The following is an 18,990-nucleotide window of genomic DNA, read 5'->3' as shown; positions in this document are numbered from 1 at the left end:
TGGGGGGAAGCGGGATTGGTGTTACCGGAAGTGCCCGGCCCATTCTGCGGGCAGGCGTTGGGCCTGATGCAGTTGGGCAAGCCTCTGGTGCTGGGGGGGGGTGAGCAGCGCAAAAGCAATGACGTGAACCAGGCCGATTGACACCGGGCGCTCGGCGGCAAGCTGTTCTTCCAGCAGGTCCAGGGCAAGCTGGTTCAGCGAACTGCTGCGTCTTTCGGGAAGGCCCAGCAGGCGCTGGATGTCGAGGCCCAGACTCAGCGCTTTCAAGATCAGTTGATGGAAGGCGCGTTCGTTGTAGTGGCTCGACGGAAAGGGGTTGTCCAGGGCAATGGCGGCGAACACCTGACTGTTGTGGGTGCGGCCGGCCTGAAGTGCCAGGTCCAGGCACTGCCCGCCGGCATCGAACCAGTCCAGTGCCTTGAGGATGGCAATCTTTTCCTGATCGTCCCCCCAGGCATAGAACTGACGCAGCAAAGGTGAGCGCTTGTCCGGTTCTTGATGCTTGAGGGCCTGGGCCAGAAGCAGCACGCGGGCTTGCTGCACCTTGGTCCAGACAGCGCTGTCGGCCTGAGGCTGTTCGGTCAGTTGACGTTTGCACTGACTGCTCAGAAGCACCAGCGTATCGGCACTCGGGTTCTGCGCAAGCTGTGGCAGCGCACTTTCCCACCACTGCAACTCGGAAATGGGCAGGTGGCGGGTGAAACGCTGCAACTGCTCGGTCAGGATCTCGTCTCTGAGTTCAAGTGCCGCAAGTCCATTCGGGGCGATTTCGATCATGTCGGCTTGATCCAGCGTTGAAAGCGAGGGAGCAGAAAGAACACCAGGACACACAGCAAGCTGCCCCAGGGCTGATCCGCCAGGGCCAGAACCATGGCGTCGAACAGCGGCAGTGCTGCCAGACCGGCGCCGATGAAAGCGCGCACCTGACGCTGCTGCGGGTTGGCCAGATGGCGCCAGTAATTGCGTCCCAGCCAGACGAGCCAGATCAGCAGCACCAGCCAGAACACGCCGTTGCTGGCGTAGCTGACCAGAATCAGCGGGCTGAGCATCAGAATCAGCGGGAAACGGCTGAGCAACTGGTTGCGATGTTCCTGGCGGGCCAGGTAGGTCAGGCCGCTGATATAGGCACCCAGCAATGCCGCGCAAAGCCAGATGGGCTCCGGCGGTATGCTGAGGCTGGCAGCCGCTGTCAGGTAAAGCGCCGAGCGGCAGGCACCCATCAGCCAGACGCTGTGGGGATATTTCTTGTGCAGAATGTTGTAGGCCAGGATGAAGCCGAGCAACAGCGCAGCGCTGCCCAGCAGCCAGTTCGGTTCTTCGATCAACTGGCTCAGACCCAGTATCGCGACGGCCGCCACCAGAATCAGTGCGCCGACAGCCAGTGCGACCTGCTGGCGACTGACCAGCCCGAGGGTAATGGGGCGCGGATTATCGTGTTGCCGATCCCAGTCGGCATCCAGCAGATCATTCAAGAGCATGCCGAACAGATAAAGCAGCGACAGCACCACCAGCAGCAGTACCCAGACCAGAAGCGAAGGCGGGGCGAGGGCGCCAGCGCTACTGGCCAGCAAGGCGGCTGCCAGGGCATTGGTCCATACCGTCGGCAGATTGGAGACACGGCCCAGTGTCATCCAGGTTTTCAGGGAAGTCTGGTTCATTCGGGACAACTCTTGGTCCAGCCGAGGGGCGACGTGCTGTAGGACGAAAGGCGCTGCAAGGCCTGCTCCATCAGCGCGAAATCGATTTCGTGCAGATCGGTTGACTCACCCAGACTGGTGAGCATCGGAATGGAAAGCTGACCTCCAAGATGCTGCCTGAACTCTTCGAGCCCTTGCACGATCAGCGAGCGACCCTGGGCGTCCCTGAGCAACAGCTCCGGCGGGTTGAGGCTGAAACCGAGCTGCACGAGCAGGTGCAGCAGACGTTCGGTATCAGTGTCCGACAGCAGTTTCACCGCATTGGCATACAGCGCATCCAGCGCCATGCCCACAGCCACCGCTTCACCATGACGCAAGCGGTGCTGGCTCAGATTTTCCAGCTTGTGGGCGGACCAGTGTCCGTAATCCAGTGGTCGGCCGTTACCTCGCTCGAACGGATCGCCTGCACCGGTGATATGCCCCAGATGCAGCTCCGCGCAACGGCGGATGGCGTAACGGCTGGCAGCGTGTTCGAAACCGGCCAGATCCTGAGCGTGCTGCTCCATCCACTGGAAAAACGTGGCGTCCTTGATGGCTGCGACCTTCACGGCTTCAGCCAGCCCGGCGATCCGGTCACGCTGCGACAGGCTGAGCAGCATCTGGAAGTCGTTGATCACCGCATTGGCCGGGCAGAACGCGCCGAGCAGGTTCTTCTGGCCAAAGGCATTGATGCCGTTCTTGACCCCGATACCGGCATCGTTCTGGGCAAGCACGGTGGTCGGGATACGAATCAGGCGCATGCCACGATGGAAGGTGGCACAGGAATAACCCACGGCATCCAGCACGGCACCGCCACCCATGGCCAGCACATAACAATGCCGGTCCAGCCCATGCTGCAACATGTGTTCATAGAGCTGATGCAAGACTTGCGGGGTCTTGCTCAACTCACCTGCGGGCACTGCGATGGGCGCGGTCTGCAAATGCAGCTCGCGGCCATGAGTGGCAAAGTAGGCATCGATCTGCGGCAGCAGATGGGGCGACGATTTGAGCAATTGTTCGTCGGCAAAGATCAGCACGGTTACTGGACCAGCCTGATCTGCGGTGAGTTGTGCACGCAGGCAGTCATTTTTCGGGTCGAACAGGTGGTCGGTAAAAACCACCGGATAGTTGTAGCTGACGTCGAAGCGGCCCTGCAAAGGACGGTCAGCGTCTTTGGCTGCCCGGTTTCTGATGGCTTTGACCAGGCTGCGGCCGGCAATGAACAGAGCAGGCAGGACCATGCTGGCCAGTACCGTTACCAGCAGGGCGTCCTGCTCCATGAGGTAAGTGCCGATGGCGCTGTAGGCCAGGGCCAGCCCCGCATTCGCCAGAGTCGTGACCACCAGGAACTGACGCAGTGGATAGCGCTGCATGCCTGCGGCCACCACCGAAGTTTCCGCCAGCACCGGTACGCCCCGAAGGCAGATCAGCGACAGGGTATTGAGCCGATAGGCCAGTTGCCCGCTGCTGCGCTTGTTGACCGCCAGACGCCTGGACAGCAGACGCAGGTAACCGGCTCCCAGGGCATAGCCAATTCCGGCTCCCAGGCAAAGCCCGATGAAAATGACCAGATAACCACCGACACTGCCCAGCAGCGCCACTGCCATCAGCGCCACGATACTGGAGGGCACAGGCAGCACGACATCGAATGCAAGCAGTGCAATCAACAGAAGAGCGAGGTTTAACTTCTGAATGGGGTCTGACGGAATCGTCAGGCTCAAACCGGTCAGGAATTGTTCGATCTGCTCACCAAACAACAGAAAACTGGCGATGACCAGAATCGCAAAGCACAGTAACGATAGCCACCCACTTCCGGCAACTCCTGCTTTAGAGAGTGCACGGTACAACTGACTATGCTTCATCAAGCGTCCCTCTTGATTGTAATGACTGAGTGTCCTTGTCAGATATTTCAAACTGCATCCGGGGCCGGTATTACTCCTGTCTCTACAACCAAGCGGGTAGGGCGCCTGAGTGCTCAGGCTTGGAATCAATAGCAATGTAGTTCAGTGCTAGCGTTTTGCAAGTATGTGAAATGACAGAATTTGCCGGGCAAGTTTCGCGGTATATAAAACGCTTATACCAACTTGATAATGAGTGTTAATAAAATATTTTTTCATTTATTAATAAGACTCGTTATCAATAATCGTGAATTACGGCAGCCAAAAGAGCGTTTCGGCTGCCATCCACCCATCCTTTCAGTGGGCGACTATCAGGTCGGTCAGGGGCTGGCGCCAGCGCTCTTCGATCCTGGCGTCATCGGCGCGATAGCCCAATGCGACAATCAGCGGAATCACCGAGCCGCGCGGCAATGTGAGAAGACTGGCCACCCGGGAGGCCGAGAAACCTTCCATGGGGCAGGAATCGATGCCTTTTGCGGCTGCGCCCAGCATCAGGGTCTGGGCAGCGAAGATGGCGTTGCGTGCTGCCCATTGGCGACTGCCGATATGGCCGATGGGCAACAGCGACAAGCCAGGGCGAAGCAGTGCTGCGAGCAGCACGAACGGCGACCATAATGCGCAGGATCCGACCTGGAGGATTTTCCGAAACATCCCGATCTGCTTGCGGTAATAAGTCCTGGAGTTCTGGCCCAGCGCCGGTGAGTTTTCGACGTATTCCAGTTGCGCTCTGGCGGTACGCAACCCCAGCGCGGGGCTGGCGACAAACACAATCAGGTCTGCCGCCGAGGTCGCTGCCTTCTGGCCGTTACAGGCCGCGGCGAGACGGGCTTTCAAGGCCGGTTCACGAATCCAGTGCAACTGGTAAGGCTGCATGTTGCCGCTGGAAGGCGCATACGTCGCTTCCGTGAGCAGTGCACTGATCTCGGTTTCGGCAATTGGCGTCGGGTCGAATTTGCGGATGGCTCTGCGAAAGCGGTTGGCCGCCTGGAAGCTATCCCAGGTGCGCACGAAGTCTGGAGTTTTCATGGCTGCAATGGTTCTCAAGGACATAAAGAACGTTGTGTTCTCACGCAGCAAAATCGTAAGTTAAAGCTTATATTTTAAAAACTCATGTTCTGGAGCCGCCCGTGAGCAGAAGCCGATCGTCCGTCAAACCCCGGAAAGTCCCGACTCAGGCGCGCTCCCGGGCGACCGTGGATGCGATTGTCCAGGCGGCAACTTACATTTTGACCCGGGTGGGCTGGGAAGGCCTGACGACCAATGCAATAGCGGAGCGCGCAGGCGTCAACATCGGTTCGCTGTACCAGTTCTTTCCCAACAAGGAAGCGGTGATTGCCGAGTTGCAACGGCGTCATGCGGCGGCAACGCGCAGCGACTTGCTCAAAGCGCTGGAAGTCGTGCCGCAGCAGGCCTCTCTGCGCGAAGCACTGACCTTGCTGGTCGAGATGATTGTCCATGAGCACCGCATCGCGCCGGCGCTGCACAAGGCGATTCACGAAGAGCTGCCACGTACCGTGCGGCACATGGCAGACGACCAGGACCAGCTGCGCAGGCATTTCTCGGATGTCCTGACGCCGTTCATGCAAAACGTGCCTGACCCGGAGCTTTCGATCTACCTGATGAGTGTCGCGGCTCACGCGATCATCCATACCGTGACGGCTGAACGGCCCGACGTGCTGGAGCATTCTGCCTTCGTTGCCGAGGTCGTCACCCTGCTTGAAAACTACCTTCATCGAGAGCCGCGGCAGGCCGCTATCTGAAGTGCCGGGCGAATTCCTCTACCTGCTCCGGCTTGATCAATTGATAAGGTACCCAGATATCGGGCTCCACAGCTTCGCCCTTGATCATCCGTAGCGCGGCAGTGATGGCGCTGCTGGCCTGGGCTTTGGGGTCCTGAAACACCGATGCTGCCAGTTGGCCGCGCTTGATGGCCGCCAGTCCATCGGGCAGGCCGTCGATGCCGACCACGGGAGTCGAGCCTTGTCCGGCCTGTTTCAAGGCCATGGCGGCACCGATGGCCATTTCATCATTGTTGGCGACCACGGCATCGATCCTGACTCCGGCCAGCAGCCAGTTGCTGGTCAGGTCCATGCCTTTGTCGCGCTGCCACATGGCGCTCTGTTCGCCGACGATCTTGATGTCCGGGTAGTTCTTCAGAATCTGCTTGACCCCCTCGGTCCGGCCTTGGGTGGCGTTTTGCACCAGATCGCCCATGATGATCGCCAGATTGCCCTTGCCACCCATCTTTTCTGCCAGGTACTGCATTTGCAGTTGCCCGGCCTGGATGTCCTCCGAGGCCACGGCGACCACGCCGGTGGGCAGGGGGCGCTGGTCGGGGCGGCGGTTGACATAGATCAGCGGTATTCCGGCCTTTGTAGCTGCACGGGTGATGTTGACCGCGGCGGCGGTATCGACCGGCAAGACAATGATTGCATCCACCTTCTGGCTGATGAAACCCTCGACCTGACTGAGTTGGCGAACCACATCGCCCTGGGCATCCTCGAACTGGATCTGTACGTTTTCCTGCTTCGCGGCATCGTTCAGACCGCTGCGCACATAGGTCATGAAGTTGTCGTCGACCTTGGCGATGCTGACGCCGATCCGGGCATCGGCAAAAACGCTGTGGCTGAACAGCAGTGCCAGAGAGGCCAGTGCAAACAAGTAGCGACGCATGATGGTTTTCCTCTTGTTCTTATGGGTTGAAATTCATCAGTGGATCAATGCCTCGGGTGGTCACGCCGGCAGGGTAAAAGCCTGGCGGAAGCGTTCCAGCGCAATGACCGGATCGCCGCTGGCCCAGCCTTCCAGCCCCACCACGCCCTGATAACCCATGTGATGAAGGGCTTTGGCAATGGCCGGGTAATGGATCTCGCCGGTGCCCGGCTCCATGCGTCCCGGCACATCGGCCACCTGAATCTCGCCGATGGCCGTTCCGGCACGCTGGATCAGTTCGATCAGATTTCCTTCGCCGATCTGCGCGTGATAAAGGTCCAGATTCATTTTCAGGTGCGGGCTGTCCACTGCTTCGATCAGGGCCAGCGTGTCTTCGGCCCTGGCGAAAGGCGTGCCGGGATGGTCAACCTGAGTATTGAGGTTTTCCAGCAGGAATACTTTTCCATGCTCTTCACCCAGGCGGGCAATCTTTTCCAGAGTCTTGCAGGCGCTCAGCCACATCCGGCCATTGGCATGGCTGACGGGTTTGATCGGCAGGCCCTTGTTGTCCAGGCCAGTGCCATGCAGGTTGAGGCTGGGGCAGTTCAGGCGCTCGGCAACGGCCAATGACTCTCGGGCACTTTCCAGCAGACGCTGGATATCTTCGGCATCTGTCAGATTGCCCGAGATATAGCCGGTCATGGAGGTGAAGTCGGCACCGGTGGCACTCAACACCGCAATGTCCTTGGTGGTCCAGTCCCAGATTTCGGCACTGAAACCCAACTCATGGATGCGTCGGACGCGCTCTGCGAAGGGCCGCTCGAGAAACACCATTTCGGCGCTGACTGCCAGCTTGAAGGGGCAGAAACTCATGGCTGTTCTCCTGCAATCCGGATCGTCTTGCCCTGCTGGACCGACTCGATGCAGGCGCGGGCAATGGCCAGTGCCGCTCTGGCATCCTCACCGCTTGCCAGTGGTTTTTCGCCCGTGCGCAGGCAGTCTGCAAAGTGATTGAGTTCAGCAATGTAGGCATCGCGCAGCAGGTCGGTGTCCATGCGCTGGGTGTCGGCCTGAATGCCATCGGCCAGATAACGAACCAGTTCGGACTGGGCGACGCTGCCCATGGTCAGCATGCCGGCGCTGCCGAAGACTTCTCCTCGAACATCGTAGCCATAGACCGCCTGGAAATTGGCCTCGGCAGTGGCGATGGCACCATTATCGAAACGAATCGTCACCACCGCGGTATCGAGCAGTCCCTTGTCCTTGTAGTCCGGAGCGACCAGCGCATCGGCCATGACATTCACTTCCACGGCCCTGGCACCGGGGTTCAGGTAGAGCAGGGCATCGAAGTCGTGGATCAGTGTTTCCAGAAAAATCACCCACTGGCCGATGCCGGCCGGGTTGTTCAATGCCGGGTCACGGGTGACCGAGCGCAGCAGTTGCGGTGTACCGATGCGGCCTGCGACAACATCCAGATGGGCCTGGCGAAAGCTTCTGGCAAAACGCCGGTTGAAGCCGACCTGCAACGACACCTGTGCATCGGCGGCGGCAGCGATGGCGCGGTCGGCTTCGTCCAGAGTGATCGCCATGGGTTTTTCGCAAAAGATGCCTTTACCGGCGCGGGCGGCGGCGATCACCAGTTCGGCATGACTACGGGCCGGAGCTGCAATCAGAACCCCATCGATATCAGGATCATCCAGCAATTGCTGCGGGTCGGTGTAGACCTTCTGCACATTGAGTCTTTCAGCCAGGCGAGCTGCTTGTCCCGGTGTCGGGTCGGCAATCGCAACCAGGCTGGCGCCCGGAATATGCAGGGCTGCGGTCTGGCCGTGAAAGCTGCCCATACGGCCTGCGCCGATGAGACCCAGGCGAATGATCTTGCTCATATGCATGCGTTCCTTGTTGTTGTAATGGAGGGAGCGAGGTCATTCGCTCCATGGACGGTAGAGCAAGCCCTGTGCCATTTCTCAAGTGATTGATATGTAATGGAAATATCTTTTTTTGCGCATGCGAAAGTGTCTATTTGAAAGACATGTCTACAATGACATGTCAAAGAAATGAACACTTCGAGAGCTGCAAATGGCTGACCATTCGTTCCTGACATTGCCCCAGAGTGAGTTGGACTACATCACCGCCATCGGCCCGCTGGCCCTGAATGACGGGCCGATGCTCGATCTGCAACAGGCTTGGCGGGAGTGCCTTGCAGGCAGGGTCGATCCTCATCCTCTGGTCAGGCCGGTGATCTGGGCGTCATGGCGGCGTAGCGTCGAAAACGGGATCGATCCCGAAGATGGCGAATACCGGTTCGTCACGCCGACAGATCTGGCTGAAAAGCTGACCGGTAATGTCTTGTTGATCGAGACCGCTCGGGAGGTGATGCGCGGTCTGCTCGCCTATAACCCACGAGGTCATATCAACCTCACCGATCCACAAGGCACGACTCTCAGTTTCTGCGGGCTGGACATCACGCCGGTGGGCAGTCGCCTGTCAGAGTCCGTACAGGGCACCAACTGCACGGGTCTTGCGATTGCCGAGGACCGACTGGTCTATGTACTGGCCGAGGAAAACTTTGCCAATGGTTTGCGGCAACGTCGCATGCACTGCGCTGCCGCGCCGATCCGCAATGCCGGTGGGCAAACGCTGGCAATCCTGACCCTGACAGCCGAACCGGGATGGTTTCACTTCCATACCCTGGGCACCGTGCAGGCAGCGGCCGAGGCCGTTTCGCGGCAGATGGCGTTGCAGACCCTGCTGGACGAGCAGCGCAGCGTTCTGGAGGTGCTCAATGAAGGCCTGGTTGTGCTTGATGACAAGGGCTGCATCAAGGCACTCAATCGCTATGCCCGCCAGTTGTTTCGGGTCGGACCAGAACTGCTGGACTGCCCGTTCCCGCAACTCGGACACAGCGAATTGAATGACGAAATCATGCAGCATCAGGGTGAAGCGTTACGTGACCTGGACTGTGCCTTTCAGCTTCACGATGGCACTCAACTGGCGTGCCTGGTTTCGGTGTGCCTGACCGGGCAGGGCGGGCGGATTGTGTCGCTGCGCGAGAACCGCCGGATCCGCGAAATCACCCGCCGCATCATGGGCGCTCAGGCCCGTTATACCTTCGACAGCATTCAGGGAAACTCCAGAGTCATGCAGGACGCGCTACGCCTTGGCAGGATCGCGAGTCGCAGCGATTCCACCATCCTGATCCTCGGCGAAAGCGGCACCGGCAAAGAGCTGTTCGCTCAAGCCATCCATAACGCCAGTGACCGCAGCAGCGGTCCTTTTGTGGCCGTCAATTGCGGGGCCATTCCCCGTGAACTGGTGCAAAGCGAGTTGTTCGGTCACGTCGAAGGCGCGTTTACCGGCTCGGCTCGCGGCGGCTCGGCGGGCAAGTTCGAGCTGGCCGATGGCGGGACCATCTTTCTCGATGAAATCGGTGACATGTCGTTTGATGCACAGGTCAGCCTGTTGCGGGTCTTGCAGGAAGGCGAAGTGACCCGTGTCGGGGCCAGGAAGTCCCGTCAGGTCGATGTGCGGATCATCGCCGCCACCCACCGTAACCTCAGTCAGGCGGTGGCCGAAGGCGCGTTCCGGGAAGATCTCTACTACAGGCTCAATGTCCTCAACCTCACTGTGCCGCCGCTGCGGATGCGCAAGGAGGATATCCCTCTTCTGGCTCAGCACTTTCTCGACCGTTGTGCGCAGTCGCTGCGCAAGCCCGTGTCGGGCATCTCCAGCCCGGCGCTGGACGCGCTCATGGCGTATCCATGGCCGGGTAATGTACGAGAACTGGAAAACATCATCGAGCGCGCCACCAATCTGGCGGCGACGGCATCGCTCCAGCCAGCCGACCTGCCCCTGGAAATCATCCAGGCATCGCTCCGGCCGCAACCTCCATCACGGCCTGAATACAATGATGCCCCTGACCTGGGAGCCCATGAAATGAACGCGATCATCGATGCGCTGAAGCACACCAACGGAAATATCCGGCTGGCTGCAAGGCACCTGAAAGTGTCACGCGGCGGGCTGTACAACAAGATGAACCGATTCGGGCTCAGCGCCGATGCCTTCCGTTAGGCTGACTTGACCATGAACCGGCCTCGGTTCGCAGCATATCGACCAGTTCGCGAAGGCCTGGCGTCATTTGTCTGCGGTCCGGGTAGTAGATATGAAAGGGTGGTTCGATTGGAGCCCAGTCGGGCAGCACCACTTGCAGTTCACCCCGATCCAGATGACCGCGTATACGATCCTCCAGGCAATATGTGATTCCTCTGTCTGCCAGAGCCATTTCAATACCGAGCCCGGTCTCATTGACGCATAGCTGCCCGGTTACATCAATCGTCCGGTGTTCTCCATCCTTCTCGAAATCCCAGCGGTAGATCGTCCCGTTGCCGGTGCGGATCTGGATGCAGTTGTGATGCCTGAGGTCTTCGGGATGCACAAGCCGCGGCGATCGATTGATATACCGCGCAGAAGCCGTTGCCACCCACCTCAACGGGCCGCTGATGGGCACGGCGATGAAGTCTTCCGGGATGGTTCCCCCATAGCGGATACCTGCATCGAAACCTGCCGCGATGATATCCATCATGCGGTCGTCCACGGCTATTTCGACCGACACGTCGGGGTAAGCGTCCAGAAACGGAGGCAGCCATCTTGTGAGCAACAGACGCGCGCCGTCATTGAGAACGTTGATGCGCAATCGCCCCGAAGGTCTGTCACGGTGCCTGTCCACTTCAGCCAGTGCGCCGCCGATTTCCTGAAAACCGATTGAAAGCCGTTTAGCCAGAGTGGCACCGGCATCCGTAGGAGAAACCGTGCGGCTGGTGCGATTGAGCAGACGTACGCCAAGGCGGGTTTCCAGATTGCGGATGGAATGGCTGAGAGCCGAGGTTGTGATACCCAGTTCGATAGCCGCTCTGGAAAAGCTTCGATGGCTTTCTACCGCCAGGAACGCATTCAGATCGGCCAGATCCGCTCGTGACAGCCTGGTAGTCGGGAGTACCGGCATCATCGATCCCTATTGTTGATTTCTATTCAATGCTTTGTGCGGAATACCTAAACAAAGCTGATTTGATCCAAGTGTACCATTAGAAAAATTCATTAATGGTTGGGGTAGCAGCGGCATAGTGCTGCGGCCCGTTAACCCGACGGCAGGATATTTTCATGAGTCAATCAGACGGAATTGCGCTCAGCGATCCATCGGCAACCCCTGTTCCCCATGGCGTCAGCGCAGCTATCGTGACGCTTGGCCTGGGCGGGCTTTTCATCGGTACGGGCGAGTTTGTTTCCATGAGTCTTCTTCCGGACCTTGCGACCGGCACGGATGTCTCGGTGCCAACGGCCGGTGGCTACATCAGTGCCTACGCGCTTGGCGTGGTGATCGGTGCACCTGCCATTGCGATCATGGCCGCGCGCTGGCCCAGAAAGCTTTTGCTGATCTCTCTGCTGGCACTGTTCGCACTGGGGTATGCCGCAAGTGCAGTGGCCTGGGATCACCTGTCGCTGCTCGCGGCCCGGTTCATGGCAGGTTTGCCCCATGGCGCCTATTACGGCGTCGCCTGCCTGGTAGCGGCAGCCATGGTGGCCGAAAACCGCAAGGCCCAGGCGGCCGGGTATGTGATGGCAGGCCTGGCGGCAGCCAATGTGATCGGTGTACCGGTCGCGACCTGGATCGGACAGCTCTGGGGCTGGCGTGCGACTTTTGCTGCGCTTGCCATTGCCGGAGTAGTTTCGATGGCATTGTTCTGGTACTTCGTGCCAGCCATTCCCAAGGATGAAAAAGCCAGCCCCAGGGCCGAGTTGAGCGGGCTGAAGAGGCCCCAGATCTGGCTGACGCTGGCGACGGCCTCGATCGGTTTCGGCGGCATGTTTGCGGTGTACAGCTATATCACGCCGACCCTCACTGAAGTGAGCGGCTTTGGCATCGATCAGGTGCCCATGATACTGGCGCTGTGGGGCCTCGGCATGATTGTCGGCAATCTGGCGGGAGGCTGGCTGGCGGACCGCGCACTGATACCGGCCATTTTCTACATCATGATCTGGAACCTTGTGTTTCTCGGACTCTTTTCCGTCTGCGCGTCTTCGTCCTGGGGCTCACTGGCGATTCTGTTTTTCATCGGTTGTGGCTTTGCGCTCGTGCCGGCGCTGCAAGTGCGTCTGATGAACGTTGCAGGTGAGGCACAGACCCTTGCCGCTGCTCTCAATCACAGCGCCTTCAACATCTCCAATGCTGTGGGTGCAAGTCTTGGAGGGTTCTCCATTGCTTCGGGCTTCGGGTGGGCATCTACTGGATGGGTCGGAAGCATCCTTGCGGCATCGGGCATTGTATTGATGTGTATTTGTGTGGTGGTTCAGCGCTGGGAGGGACGCAAGGCGGACCGTTGACATTCAAGATTCAGCCAGGCAGGTCTTCGGCAATCGGCGATGGGGTGGTAACTTACGAAGCCGTTCTCTTTTCAGGCAGATCAAGGATCGTCGGCTGTGATTGATATATTGGTTGAAGTCGTTTTTCGAGCCATTTGCTACTTTGTCGGCTGGCCTGTGATGAAAGCTCTCACTCTCGGAAAGTATCCCGTGAAAGGTTCCTGGTTTTCCGAAACCCTGCAGGCGAATCTGACGTCTTTGATGGGTATTGCAGTCCTGGCAGTTACTGTCCTTGCAATACTGACGTTGTAGTCGTGTTACCGATCAGTTAACAAACGTGCAGGAAGCGGCTTGCTGACGAAAAAAACTGAAAATCGGCAGATATCCCGGGCCAGAACTGAAGTCGCCAGCAAGCTGCCTCCCGCACGTTGGCTAGCCTGCCTTACCCGTAAACCGCAGCCTCACGCGCCTGCGCACTTTTCCAGCTATCAAGGTTCTTCAGGGTGGCCAGATAGCGCTGGATATTGGCGTAAGTCTCTGGTTTCTCCAGGCGCTCGACCAGTTCGGCAACGAACAGCATCATGAAGTCCGCACCACTGAGCTTTTCCCCGACCAGAAACGTCCTGTTTTCCAGTTGCTGATCCAGGTAGCCAAAGACCTTTTCGCATTCCAGCTGCGCATAACCGGGCAGAAAGGAGAGAGTGGCTGTTTCGCGCTGGGCAAAGATCTTCAGCAGCGGCGGCAGCATGGCCGAGCTTTCGGAGAAGTGCAGCCATTGCAGATAGTCCAGGTAGTCTGCGGTGTGCTTTTCAGGAGCGAGGTGCGGCGCGAAGCGTTCGATAAGGATTTCGGTGATGGCGCCTGACTCGGCAACGACCTTGCCATCGAGTTCGATAACCGGGGATTTGCCCAGCGGATGGATCGCCTTCAAGGACTCGGGGGCAAAATGGGTCTTGCTGTCGCGACGGTAGAATTCAATGTCGTACGGCGCGCCAATCTCCTCCAGCAGCCAGAGAATGCGGATGGAGCGAGACTGGTTCAGATGATGCAGCCTTATCATGGTCTTTCCTTGAGGCGATGAGCGATAAGGCATCCTAGAGATCAGGCCGGTTGGCAGCCAACAAGGTTATTTTCCGAACCCCATAAATTATTTTATGAGGCTGGTCCTATATCGCAGCCTGTAACTCCAGGCTGCGACCCGGTATCGCGGCAATAAGCTCCTGGGTGTAAGCCGCCTCTGGCCGTTCGAAGACGTCGCTGGCCAGGCCTTGTTCGACGGTCTTGCCGTTCTGGAGTACCAGTACCTGATGGGCGACGCTGGCGACTACCGCCAGGTCATGGGATACCAGCACATAAGCGATGCCCAGTTCGCTTTGCAGCTCGACGAGCAGGTCGAGGATCTGCGCCTGCACCGAAACATCCAGTGCCGAGACCGGTTCATCGAGCAACAGCAGGTCCGGTTGCAGGGCCAGGGCTCTGGCAATCGCCACCCGCTGCCGCTGTCCACCTGACAACTCGCGAGGCAGTCGGTCCAAGTATGCCGTCGGCAAATGAACCCGCTCAATCAACTGGCGTGCCGCCTGCTCAAGTTCCCGGCCCTTGAGCAGGCCAAAGGAAACCAGCGGCTCGACGATGCTTTCAAACAGGGTGAAGCGTGGATCGAGAGCACCGAACGGATTTTGCTGGACCAGCTGGATACGCCGCCGCAACGGCCTGAACTCGTTCCAGCCGAGGTCCGTGACATCGCGGTCCTCGAACAGAACTCGCCCGTGAGTCGGCTTTTCCAGACCCAGTGCGATGCGTAGTGCAGTGCTTTTGCCGGAGCCGGACTCGCCGACGATGGCCAGCGTCTGTCCCGGATAAACCTTGAAATTGACGTCCTGCAAGGCCTGGAAGTCGGCGTCTTCACCCTTTACATGGGGCAGACGATAGGTCTTGCCGATATTGCTCAGGGTCAGCAGCGGTGTAGCGTCTGGCGCGACAGGGCGGTGCGCTGCCGGGCTTTTTCTCTGGCCGAACGCCGGCGCGGCCGCAATCAAGGCGCGTGTATAGCTGTGTCCGGGATGGACAAGGATCTGCCGTGGCGGACCTTGCTCCACCAGTTCACCGCTTTTCATCACCAGGACCCGGTCTGCGCGGTCGGCAGCCACGCCAAGGTCGTGGGTGATGATCAGCAGGGAAATGCCACGCTCGCCCACCAGACGTTGCAGGTGGTCGAGAATCTTGCGTTGTACCGTGACATCCAGAGCACTTGTAGGCTCATCGGCGATGATCAGGCGCGGATTGCCTGCCAGCGCGATGGCGATCAGCACCCGCTGGCGCATGCCGCCGGACAGCTCATGGGGGTATTGCCGGGCGCGCAGCACCGGCTTGTCGAGGCCGACCTGTTCCAGCAATTCCACCACGTCGGCGTCGATGGCCGGGTAGCGGCGACCGTGAGCCTGGATCAATGCTTCGGCAATCTGCTGGCCGATACGCAAGGTCGGGTTGAGGCTGACCATCGGGTCCTGTGGCACCAGACCGATGATGCTGCCGCGAATCCGCCGCTTCTCGCGTTCAGACGCGTGGCTCAGGTCGTTGCCGTCGATCCGAAGCTCACCGCTGGTGATGGTCGCGTTATCCGGCAGCAGACCGAGGATCGAGTTGGCGATGGTGGACTTGCCCGAACCGGACTCGCCGACAATCGCCACGGTCTCGCCTCTGGCCACCTGAAAGGAAACGTTGCGCACGGCCTGGGTGAGCTGCCCGTTGAAACGATAGGTCACATTCAGGTTCTGGAGATCGATCAGTTGCGGGGCGTCGGTCATCGTTGAGTCTCTTCCAGAGTGCGAGCGATATGGTTGAAGCTGAACACCACGGCAACCAGAAACAGGCCGGGCAACAGCGACACCCAGGGCGCGGTCATCAGGAAGTGACGGCCATTGGCAATGAGCGTGCCCCATTCGGCGGCTGGTGGCTCTGCGCCAAAGCCGAGAAAACTCAGGCCGGCGGTGGCCAGAATGGCCGCGCCGAAATCCAGGGTGGCCAGCACCGCAACCGGGCCCCAGGCATTGGGCAGGATGTGTCGCAGCAAGGTCCGGGTCCAGCTTGCGCCGCCCAGCCTGGCCGCTTCGACGTAAGGCAAGGTCTTGACGCGCAGCACTTCCGCACGGGTGGTGCGGGCGAAGCCAGGAATGATCCCGACGCCCACCGCGATTGCCACCGGAATGGTGCCGAAGCCGATGGCCGTGACGATGGCCAGAGCCAGCAACAGGCCGGGCAGGGCCAGCAAGACGTCAATGAAACGCATGATCACGGCATCGATGCGACCGCCTGCAAAACCGGAAATCACTCCGAGGCTGAGCCCGCCGGCCATGGCGATGCCGACGGCCAGCAAGGCGGCCTGCACCGACAGGCTGGAGCCATGCACCACGCGGGTATAGAGGTCGCGCCCCAGTTCGTCGGTACCGAACCAGTGGACGGCATTGGGCGGCGTCAGCTTGTCGGCGGGCGACGTGGCGTAGGGGGCGTAGCTGCTGAGCAGGGTCGGTGCGACGGCTGCCAGCAACGCAAAAGCCACGATGGCCAGTGCCAGCAGAAATCCGGGGCGACGCAGCAGTGGTCTGACCGCATCGAAAGCCCGACTCAGACTGCTGCGCCGCTGCCACTGAGGTGCAGGTGGTGTTTCACTGCGGCTGACAGCGCGTGCCAGACGTGCAAGGCGAGTATCGAAAATGGTCATGGCGTCAGGAGACCTTTGGCGTGTGGGCGATGCGCGGATCCAGCGCGGGGTAGAGCAGGTCGACGATCAGATTGACCACGACGAAAGCGGCAGCCGAGACGGCGACGATGGCGAGTACCACCGGAATGTCCTGGCGCAGCACCGCCTCCTGGGCAAGGCGACCGACGCCGGCACGGGCGAAGATGGTTTCCACCAGCACTGCGCCGGAAACGGTGTTGCCCACCTGCAGGCCGATCAGCGTCAGCAGTGGCAAGGCTGAGTTCTTGAAGGCATGGCGTGCCTGAACCTGTGCGCGACTCAGGCCTTTGGCGTAGGCGGTGATGATGTAGGGTTCTTTCCACACCCCCTGAAAGCCGCGCAGCAGAACCTGCGCATAAACCGCAGCGCTGGGAATCGCCAGGGTGACCGCAGGCAATATCAGGCTGGAAAAGCCCTGATTGCCGGTGGCCGGAAACCAGCCGAGGCTGAAAGCGAACAACTGGATCAGCAACAACCCCATCCAGAATACCGGCACCGAGAAACCCAGCGATGGCAAGCGCGACAGAGCCACTTGCAACGGTTTCCAGCGCACGTAAGCGGTGAGGTAAGCCAGGCCGACCCCGCCGATCAGCGACAGGAGAATGGCCAGGCCTGCCAGCGACAGGGTCTGCGGCAGACGCTCGACCAGCAGTTCCGAAACGGGGCGGTTGAGCGTCAGCGAATGGCCGAAGTCACCGTGGATCGCGCCCCACAGCAGATCGATGTACTGCTCGAAGACGCCACGATCCAGCCCGTAATACTGTTTGGCCTGAGCGATGTCCTGTTCGGACAGGGCATCGATCTCGACACCGGAGGCACTGAGCATGATGGACAGGGTGTCGCCGGGCAGCAGATACAGGATGAAATAGGTGATGCTGTAGGCACCCCAGAGTACCAGCAGCGCCTGGGCAATCCGGCCAAGGACGTAACGGCTCATGGCGTTGCGATCTCGATGTCGTTGAACAGCGCAAAGCCTTCGGCGGTCCAGTGGAAGTTACGCACCTTCTTGGCCGTCGCGGCTTGCCATACCCGCTCATAGACCGGGAATGCCGAACCTTCGTCGATCAGCAGGTTCTGCAGGTCGCCATAGGCCTGTGCCCGTTGTTCGGGGCGAGTGGCGGTCAGCCCGGCATCGAACAGTTCCAGCGCCTTGGGCAGCGTTTGCGGTTCGTAGAGGTTGGTGGCCAGGGTCGAACTGTTTGCAGTGCGCGGATCGATGATGGTTTGCAGGACAATCGGGTCGGCGCGGGTCATGTAGGTCGATGTCAGGTCGTAGTTGCCTGCGGCGTTGGCCGCTGCCCATTCGGCAGTGGTCACGACGTTGAGCTTGAACTCGATACCGATCTTGCGCAGTTGATCCTGGATCAGCACGTCGCCAGCGCTTTCGGCAGGCGACAGGTTGTACGCCAGCCTCAGGCGTTTGCCGTCCTTGTAGCGATAGCCGTCGGCATTTTTCTGCCAGCCGGATTCTTCAAGCAGGCGTTCGGCACCCTGAGGGTCATAGGCAAGCTTGTCGCCCAGATTTCTGTAATAGGGCGTGGTGATGTCGTAGATGCTGGAAACCACCGGGAATTGCGCGTTATAGACAGTCGCGGCGTAAGTCTTGCGGTCGATGCCTTTCTGCAGCGCCATACGTACATTGCGATCGGCCAGGATGCGCGTACCACGGGTATTGGGGTACATGTTCAGGGCCGGGCCTGGCAGAGAACGGCTCTGGATGGTGGCACCCTTGGATTTGAACAGGTTCAGGTCCACTTCCGAAAACGGATTGCGCGGCCAGAGAATATCTACCTGACCTTGTACGAACTGGCCGTTGCGTACGCTTTCTTCCGGCACGTAACTGACTTCGACGGTATCCAGATGCGCTTCGCCCTTGTTCTGGGCATTGGCCGATGGCCAGGCGTAGCCCTTGCGTTTGGTCAGGCGCAGACCGCTTTCCGGGGTGTAGCGCTCCAGCACGAAAGGCCCGGTGCCAATGATCGCGCCCAGCGAGCGTTCCTTGGCACTGAGCTTGTAGGACTCCGGAGCCAGAATCGAGAGGTTGGTGGTGGACGTGGCCTGCAGGAAACCGGCATTGGGTCTGGCCAGCACCAGCTTGACGGTAAAGTCGTCCAGCACTTCGGCATGATCGTAGCCCGCCAGATACGTCGCACCGAAGGTGGTCGGCAACTGGGTGGCAAAAGCCTTGTTGGAATCATAAGCGGCCTTCACCGCCTGGGCATCGAAGCGTGTGCCGTTGCTGAAGGTGACGTCCTTGCGCAGGTGAAAGGTGTATTCCAGCGCGTTGTCGCTCACTTCCCAGCGCTCCGCCAGCCAGGGAATGATATTGCCGGTTTGTGGGTCCTGATCGGTCAATGATTCGGCGACATTGCGCAATACGACCCGGTGTTCCAGCCAGTAGACCTGGAAAGGGTCGAGGCTGACCAGCGTGGTGTTATCCCTGAAAAAAGCGACTTTGAGTGTCTTGGTTGCCTGGCTGTCCTGACTGGCCGGTGAGCAGCCCAGCAAAGTGCTGGCCGCGACGGCGGCGAATAACAGGCGTGGCAGAAGAGGGCTTTTGATCATTGCTGCGTCCCCTGGTCCGCGGGGTTGCCTGGCAATGCCTGAGATTGAATGCGGTGCATGAGAAATCCTCTTCAAGTCGAACAGCGCTTCAGGCTGGTTTTTA

16 protein-coding genes are annotated in these 18,990 nt (G+C 59.6%); 3 read left to right on the top strand and 13 right to left on the bottom strand.

Going from position 1 to position 18,990, the window contains the following annotated elements:
- Positions 1-21: 21 nt before the first annotated feature.
- From JSY17_RS10150 to JSY17_RS10135, 4 genes are all read right to left on the bottom strand, one after another.
- A complete protein-coding gene (locus JSY17_RS10150) occupies positions 22-777 on the bottom strand; it encodes an EboA domain-containing protein (RefSeq protein ID WP_206401640.1) in 756 nt (251 codons plus the stop codon).
- Positions 774-1,658, bottom strand: coding sequence for a UbiA family prenyltransferase (locus JSY17_RS10145; RefSeq protein WP_117183242.1), 885 nt, complete (start codon positions 1,656-1,658; stop codon positions 774-776). The genes JSY17_RS10150 and JSY17_RS10145 overlap by 4 nt, the downstream gene beginning before the upstream one ends.
- Positions 1,655-3,538 (bottom strand): 3-dehydroquinate synthase, encoded by a 1,884-nt coding sequence (locus tag JSY17_RS10140; protein WP_206401638.1) that lies wholly within the window; start codon positions 3,536-3,538, stop codon positions 1,655-1,657. The genes JSY17_RS10145 and JSY17_RS10140 overlap by 4 nt, the downstream gene beginning before the upstream one ends.
- Before the next feature lie 333 nt (positions 3,539-3,871).
- Entirely contained in the window at positions 3,872-4,600 is a 729-nt protein-coding gene (locus JSY17_RS10135) for a nitroreductase family protein (RefSeq protein ID WP_200979845.1), read from the bottom strand.
- Between the two features lie 101 nt (positions 4,601-4,701).
- On the opposite strand from JSY17_RS10135, the gene JSY17_RS10130 reads away from it, so the two are divergent.
- Positions 4,702-5,334, top strand: a complete 633-nt coding sequence (locus tag JSY17_RS10130) for a TetR/AcrR family transcriptional regulator (protein WP_117163186.1) — start codon at positions 4,702-4,704, stop codon at positions 5,332-5,334.
- Here JSY17_RS10130 and JSY17_RS10125 read toward each other — a convergent pair.
- Genes JSY17_RS10125 through JSY17_RS10115 form a run of 3 tightly spaced genes read right to left on the bottom strand, consistent with a single transcriptional unit; the run spans position 5,327 to position 8,118 of the window.
- Positions 5,327-6,247: a sugar ABC transporter substrate-binding protein gene (locus JSY17_RS10125; RefSeq protein ID WP_206401636.1), complete on the bottom strand. Its 921-nt coding sequence runs from the start codon at positions 6,245-6,247 to the stop codon at positions 5,327-5,329. The two genes, JSY17_RS10130 and JSY17_RS10125, sit on opposite strands and share 8 nt — an antisense overlap.
- A 60-nt stretch (positions 6,248-6,307) precedes the next feature.
- Positions 6,308-7,099 carry a TIM barrel protein gene (locus tag JSY17_RS10120; RefSeq protein ID WP_206401634.1) on the bottom strand — a complete coding sequence of 264 codons (792 nt, stop codon included), beginning with the start codon at positions 7,097-7,099 and terminating at the stop codon, positions 6,308-6,310.
- Positions 7,096-8,118, bottom strand: a complete 1,023-nt coding sequence (locus JSY17_RS10115; RefSeq protein ID WP_206401632.1) for a Gfo/Idh/MocA family oxidoreductase — start codon at positions 8,116-8,118, stop codon at positions 7,096-7,098. Before JSY17_RS10115 ends, JSY17_RS10120 begins: the two co-directional genes overlap by 4 nt.
- 187 nt (positions 8,119-8,305) lie before the next feature.
- Here JSY17_RS10115 and JSY17_RS10110 point away from each other — a divergent pair, with 187 nt between their 5' ends.
- Positions 8,306-10,297 carry a sigma-54-dependent Fis family transcriptional regulator gene (locus JSY17_RS10110; RefSeq protein WP_206401631.1) on the top strand — a complete coding sequence of 664 codons (1,992 nt, stop codon included), beginning with the start codon at positions 8,306-8,308 and terminating at the stop codon, positions 10,295-10,297.
- On the opposite strand, the gene JSY17_RS10105 is transcribed toward JSY17_RS10110, so the two are convergent.
- On the bottom strand, positions 10,275-11,228 hold the full coding sequence (locus JSY17_RS10105; RefSeq protein ID WP_117185619.1) for a LysR family transcriptional regulator: 954 nt from the start codon (positions 11,226-11,228) through the stop codon (positions 10,275-10,277). The genes JSY17_RS10110 and JSY17_RS10105 overlap by 23 nt on opposite strands.
- Positions 11,229-11,383: 155 nt before the next feature.
- Between JSY17_RS10105 and JSY17_RS10100 the strand changes: the two genes are divergently transcribed.
- Positions 11,384-12,604 carry an MFS transporter gene (locus tag JSY17_RS10100; RefSeq protein ID WP_206401628.1) on the top strand — a complete coding sequence of 407 codons (1,221 nt, stop codon included), beginning with the start codon at positions 11,384-11,386 and terminating at the stop codon, positions 12,602-12,604.
- A 421-nt stretch (positions 12,605-13,025) separates the two neighbouring features.
- Here the strand turns inward: JSY17_RS10100 and JSY17_RS10095 are convergent, their stop codons facing one another.
- From JSY17_RS10095 to JSY17_RS10075, 5 genes are all read right to left on the bottom strand, one after another.
- A complete protein-coding gene (locus JSY17_RS10095) occupies positions 13,026-13,643 on the bottom strand; it encodes a glutathione S-transferase family protein (protein WP_206401627.1) in 618 nt (205 codons plus the stop codon).
- A gap of 106 nt (positions 13,644-13,749) precedes the next feature.
- Entirely contained in the window at positions 13,750-15,390 is a 1,641-nt protein-coding gene (locus tag JSY17_RS10090; protein WP_206401626.1) for a dipeptide ABC transporter ATP-binding protein, read from the bottom strand.
- Complete coding sequence (locus JSY17_RS10085) at positions 15,387-16,304, bottom strand: ABC transporter permease (RefSeq protein WP_117163195.1); 918 nt, start codon at positions 16,302-16,304, stop codon at positions 15,387-15,389. Before JSY17_RS10085 ends, JSY17_RS10090 begins: the two co-directional genes overlap by 4 nt.
- A 4-nt stretch (positions 16,305-16,308) precedes the next feature.
- On the bottom strand, positions 16,309-17,259 hold the full coding sequence (locus JSY17_RS10080; RefSeq protein ID WP_201014597.1) for an ABC transporter permease: 951 nt from the start codon (positions 17,257-17,259) through the stop codon (positions 16,309-16,311).
- Positions 17,256-18,887, bottom strand: a complete 1,632-nt coding sequence (locus JSY17_RS10075; RefSeq protein WP_206401625.1) for an ABC transporter substrate-binding protein — start codon at positions 18,885-18,887, stop codon at positions 17,256-17,258. Before JSY17_RS10075 ends, JSY17_RS10080 begins: the two co-directional genes overlap by 4 nt.
- Between the last annotated feature and the right edge of the window lie 103 nt (positions 18,888-18,990).

The organism is Pseudomonas capsici (assembly GCF_017165765.1).
Lineage (GTDB): Bacteria > Pseudomonadota > Gammaproteobacteria > Pseudomonadales > Pseudomonadaceae > Aquipseudomonas > Aquipseudomonas capsici.
Note: the sequence above shows the minus strand (reverse complement) of the source record. Positions and strands in the feature narration are given on the sequence as shown.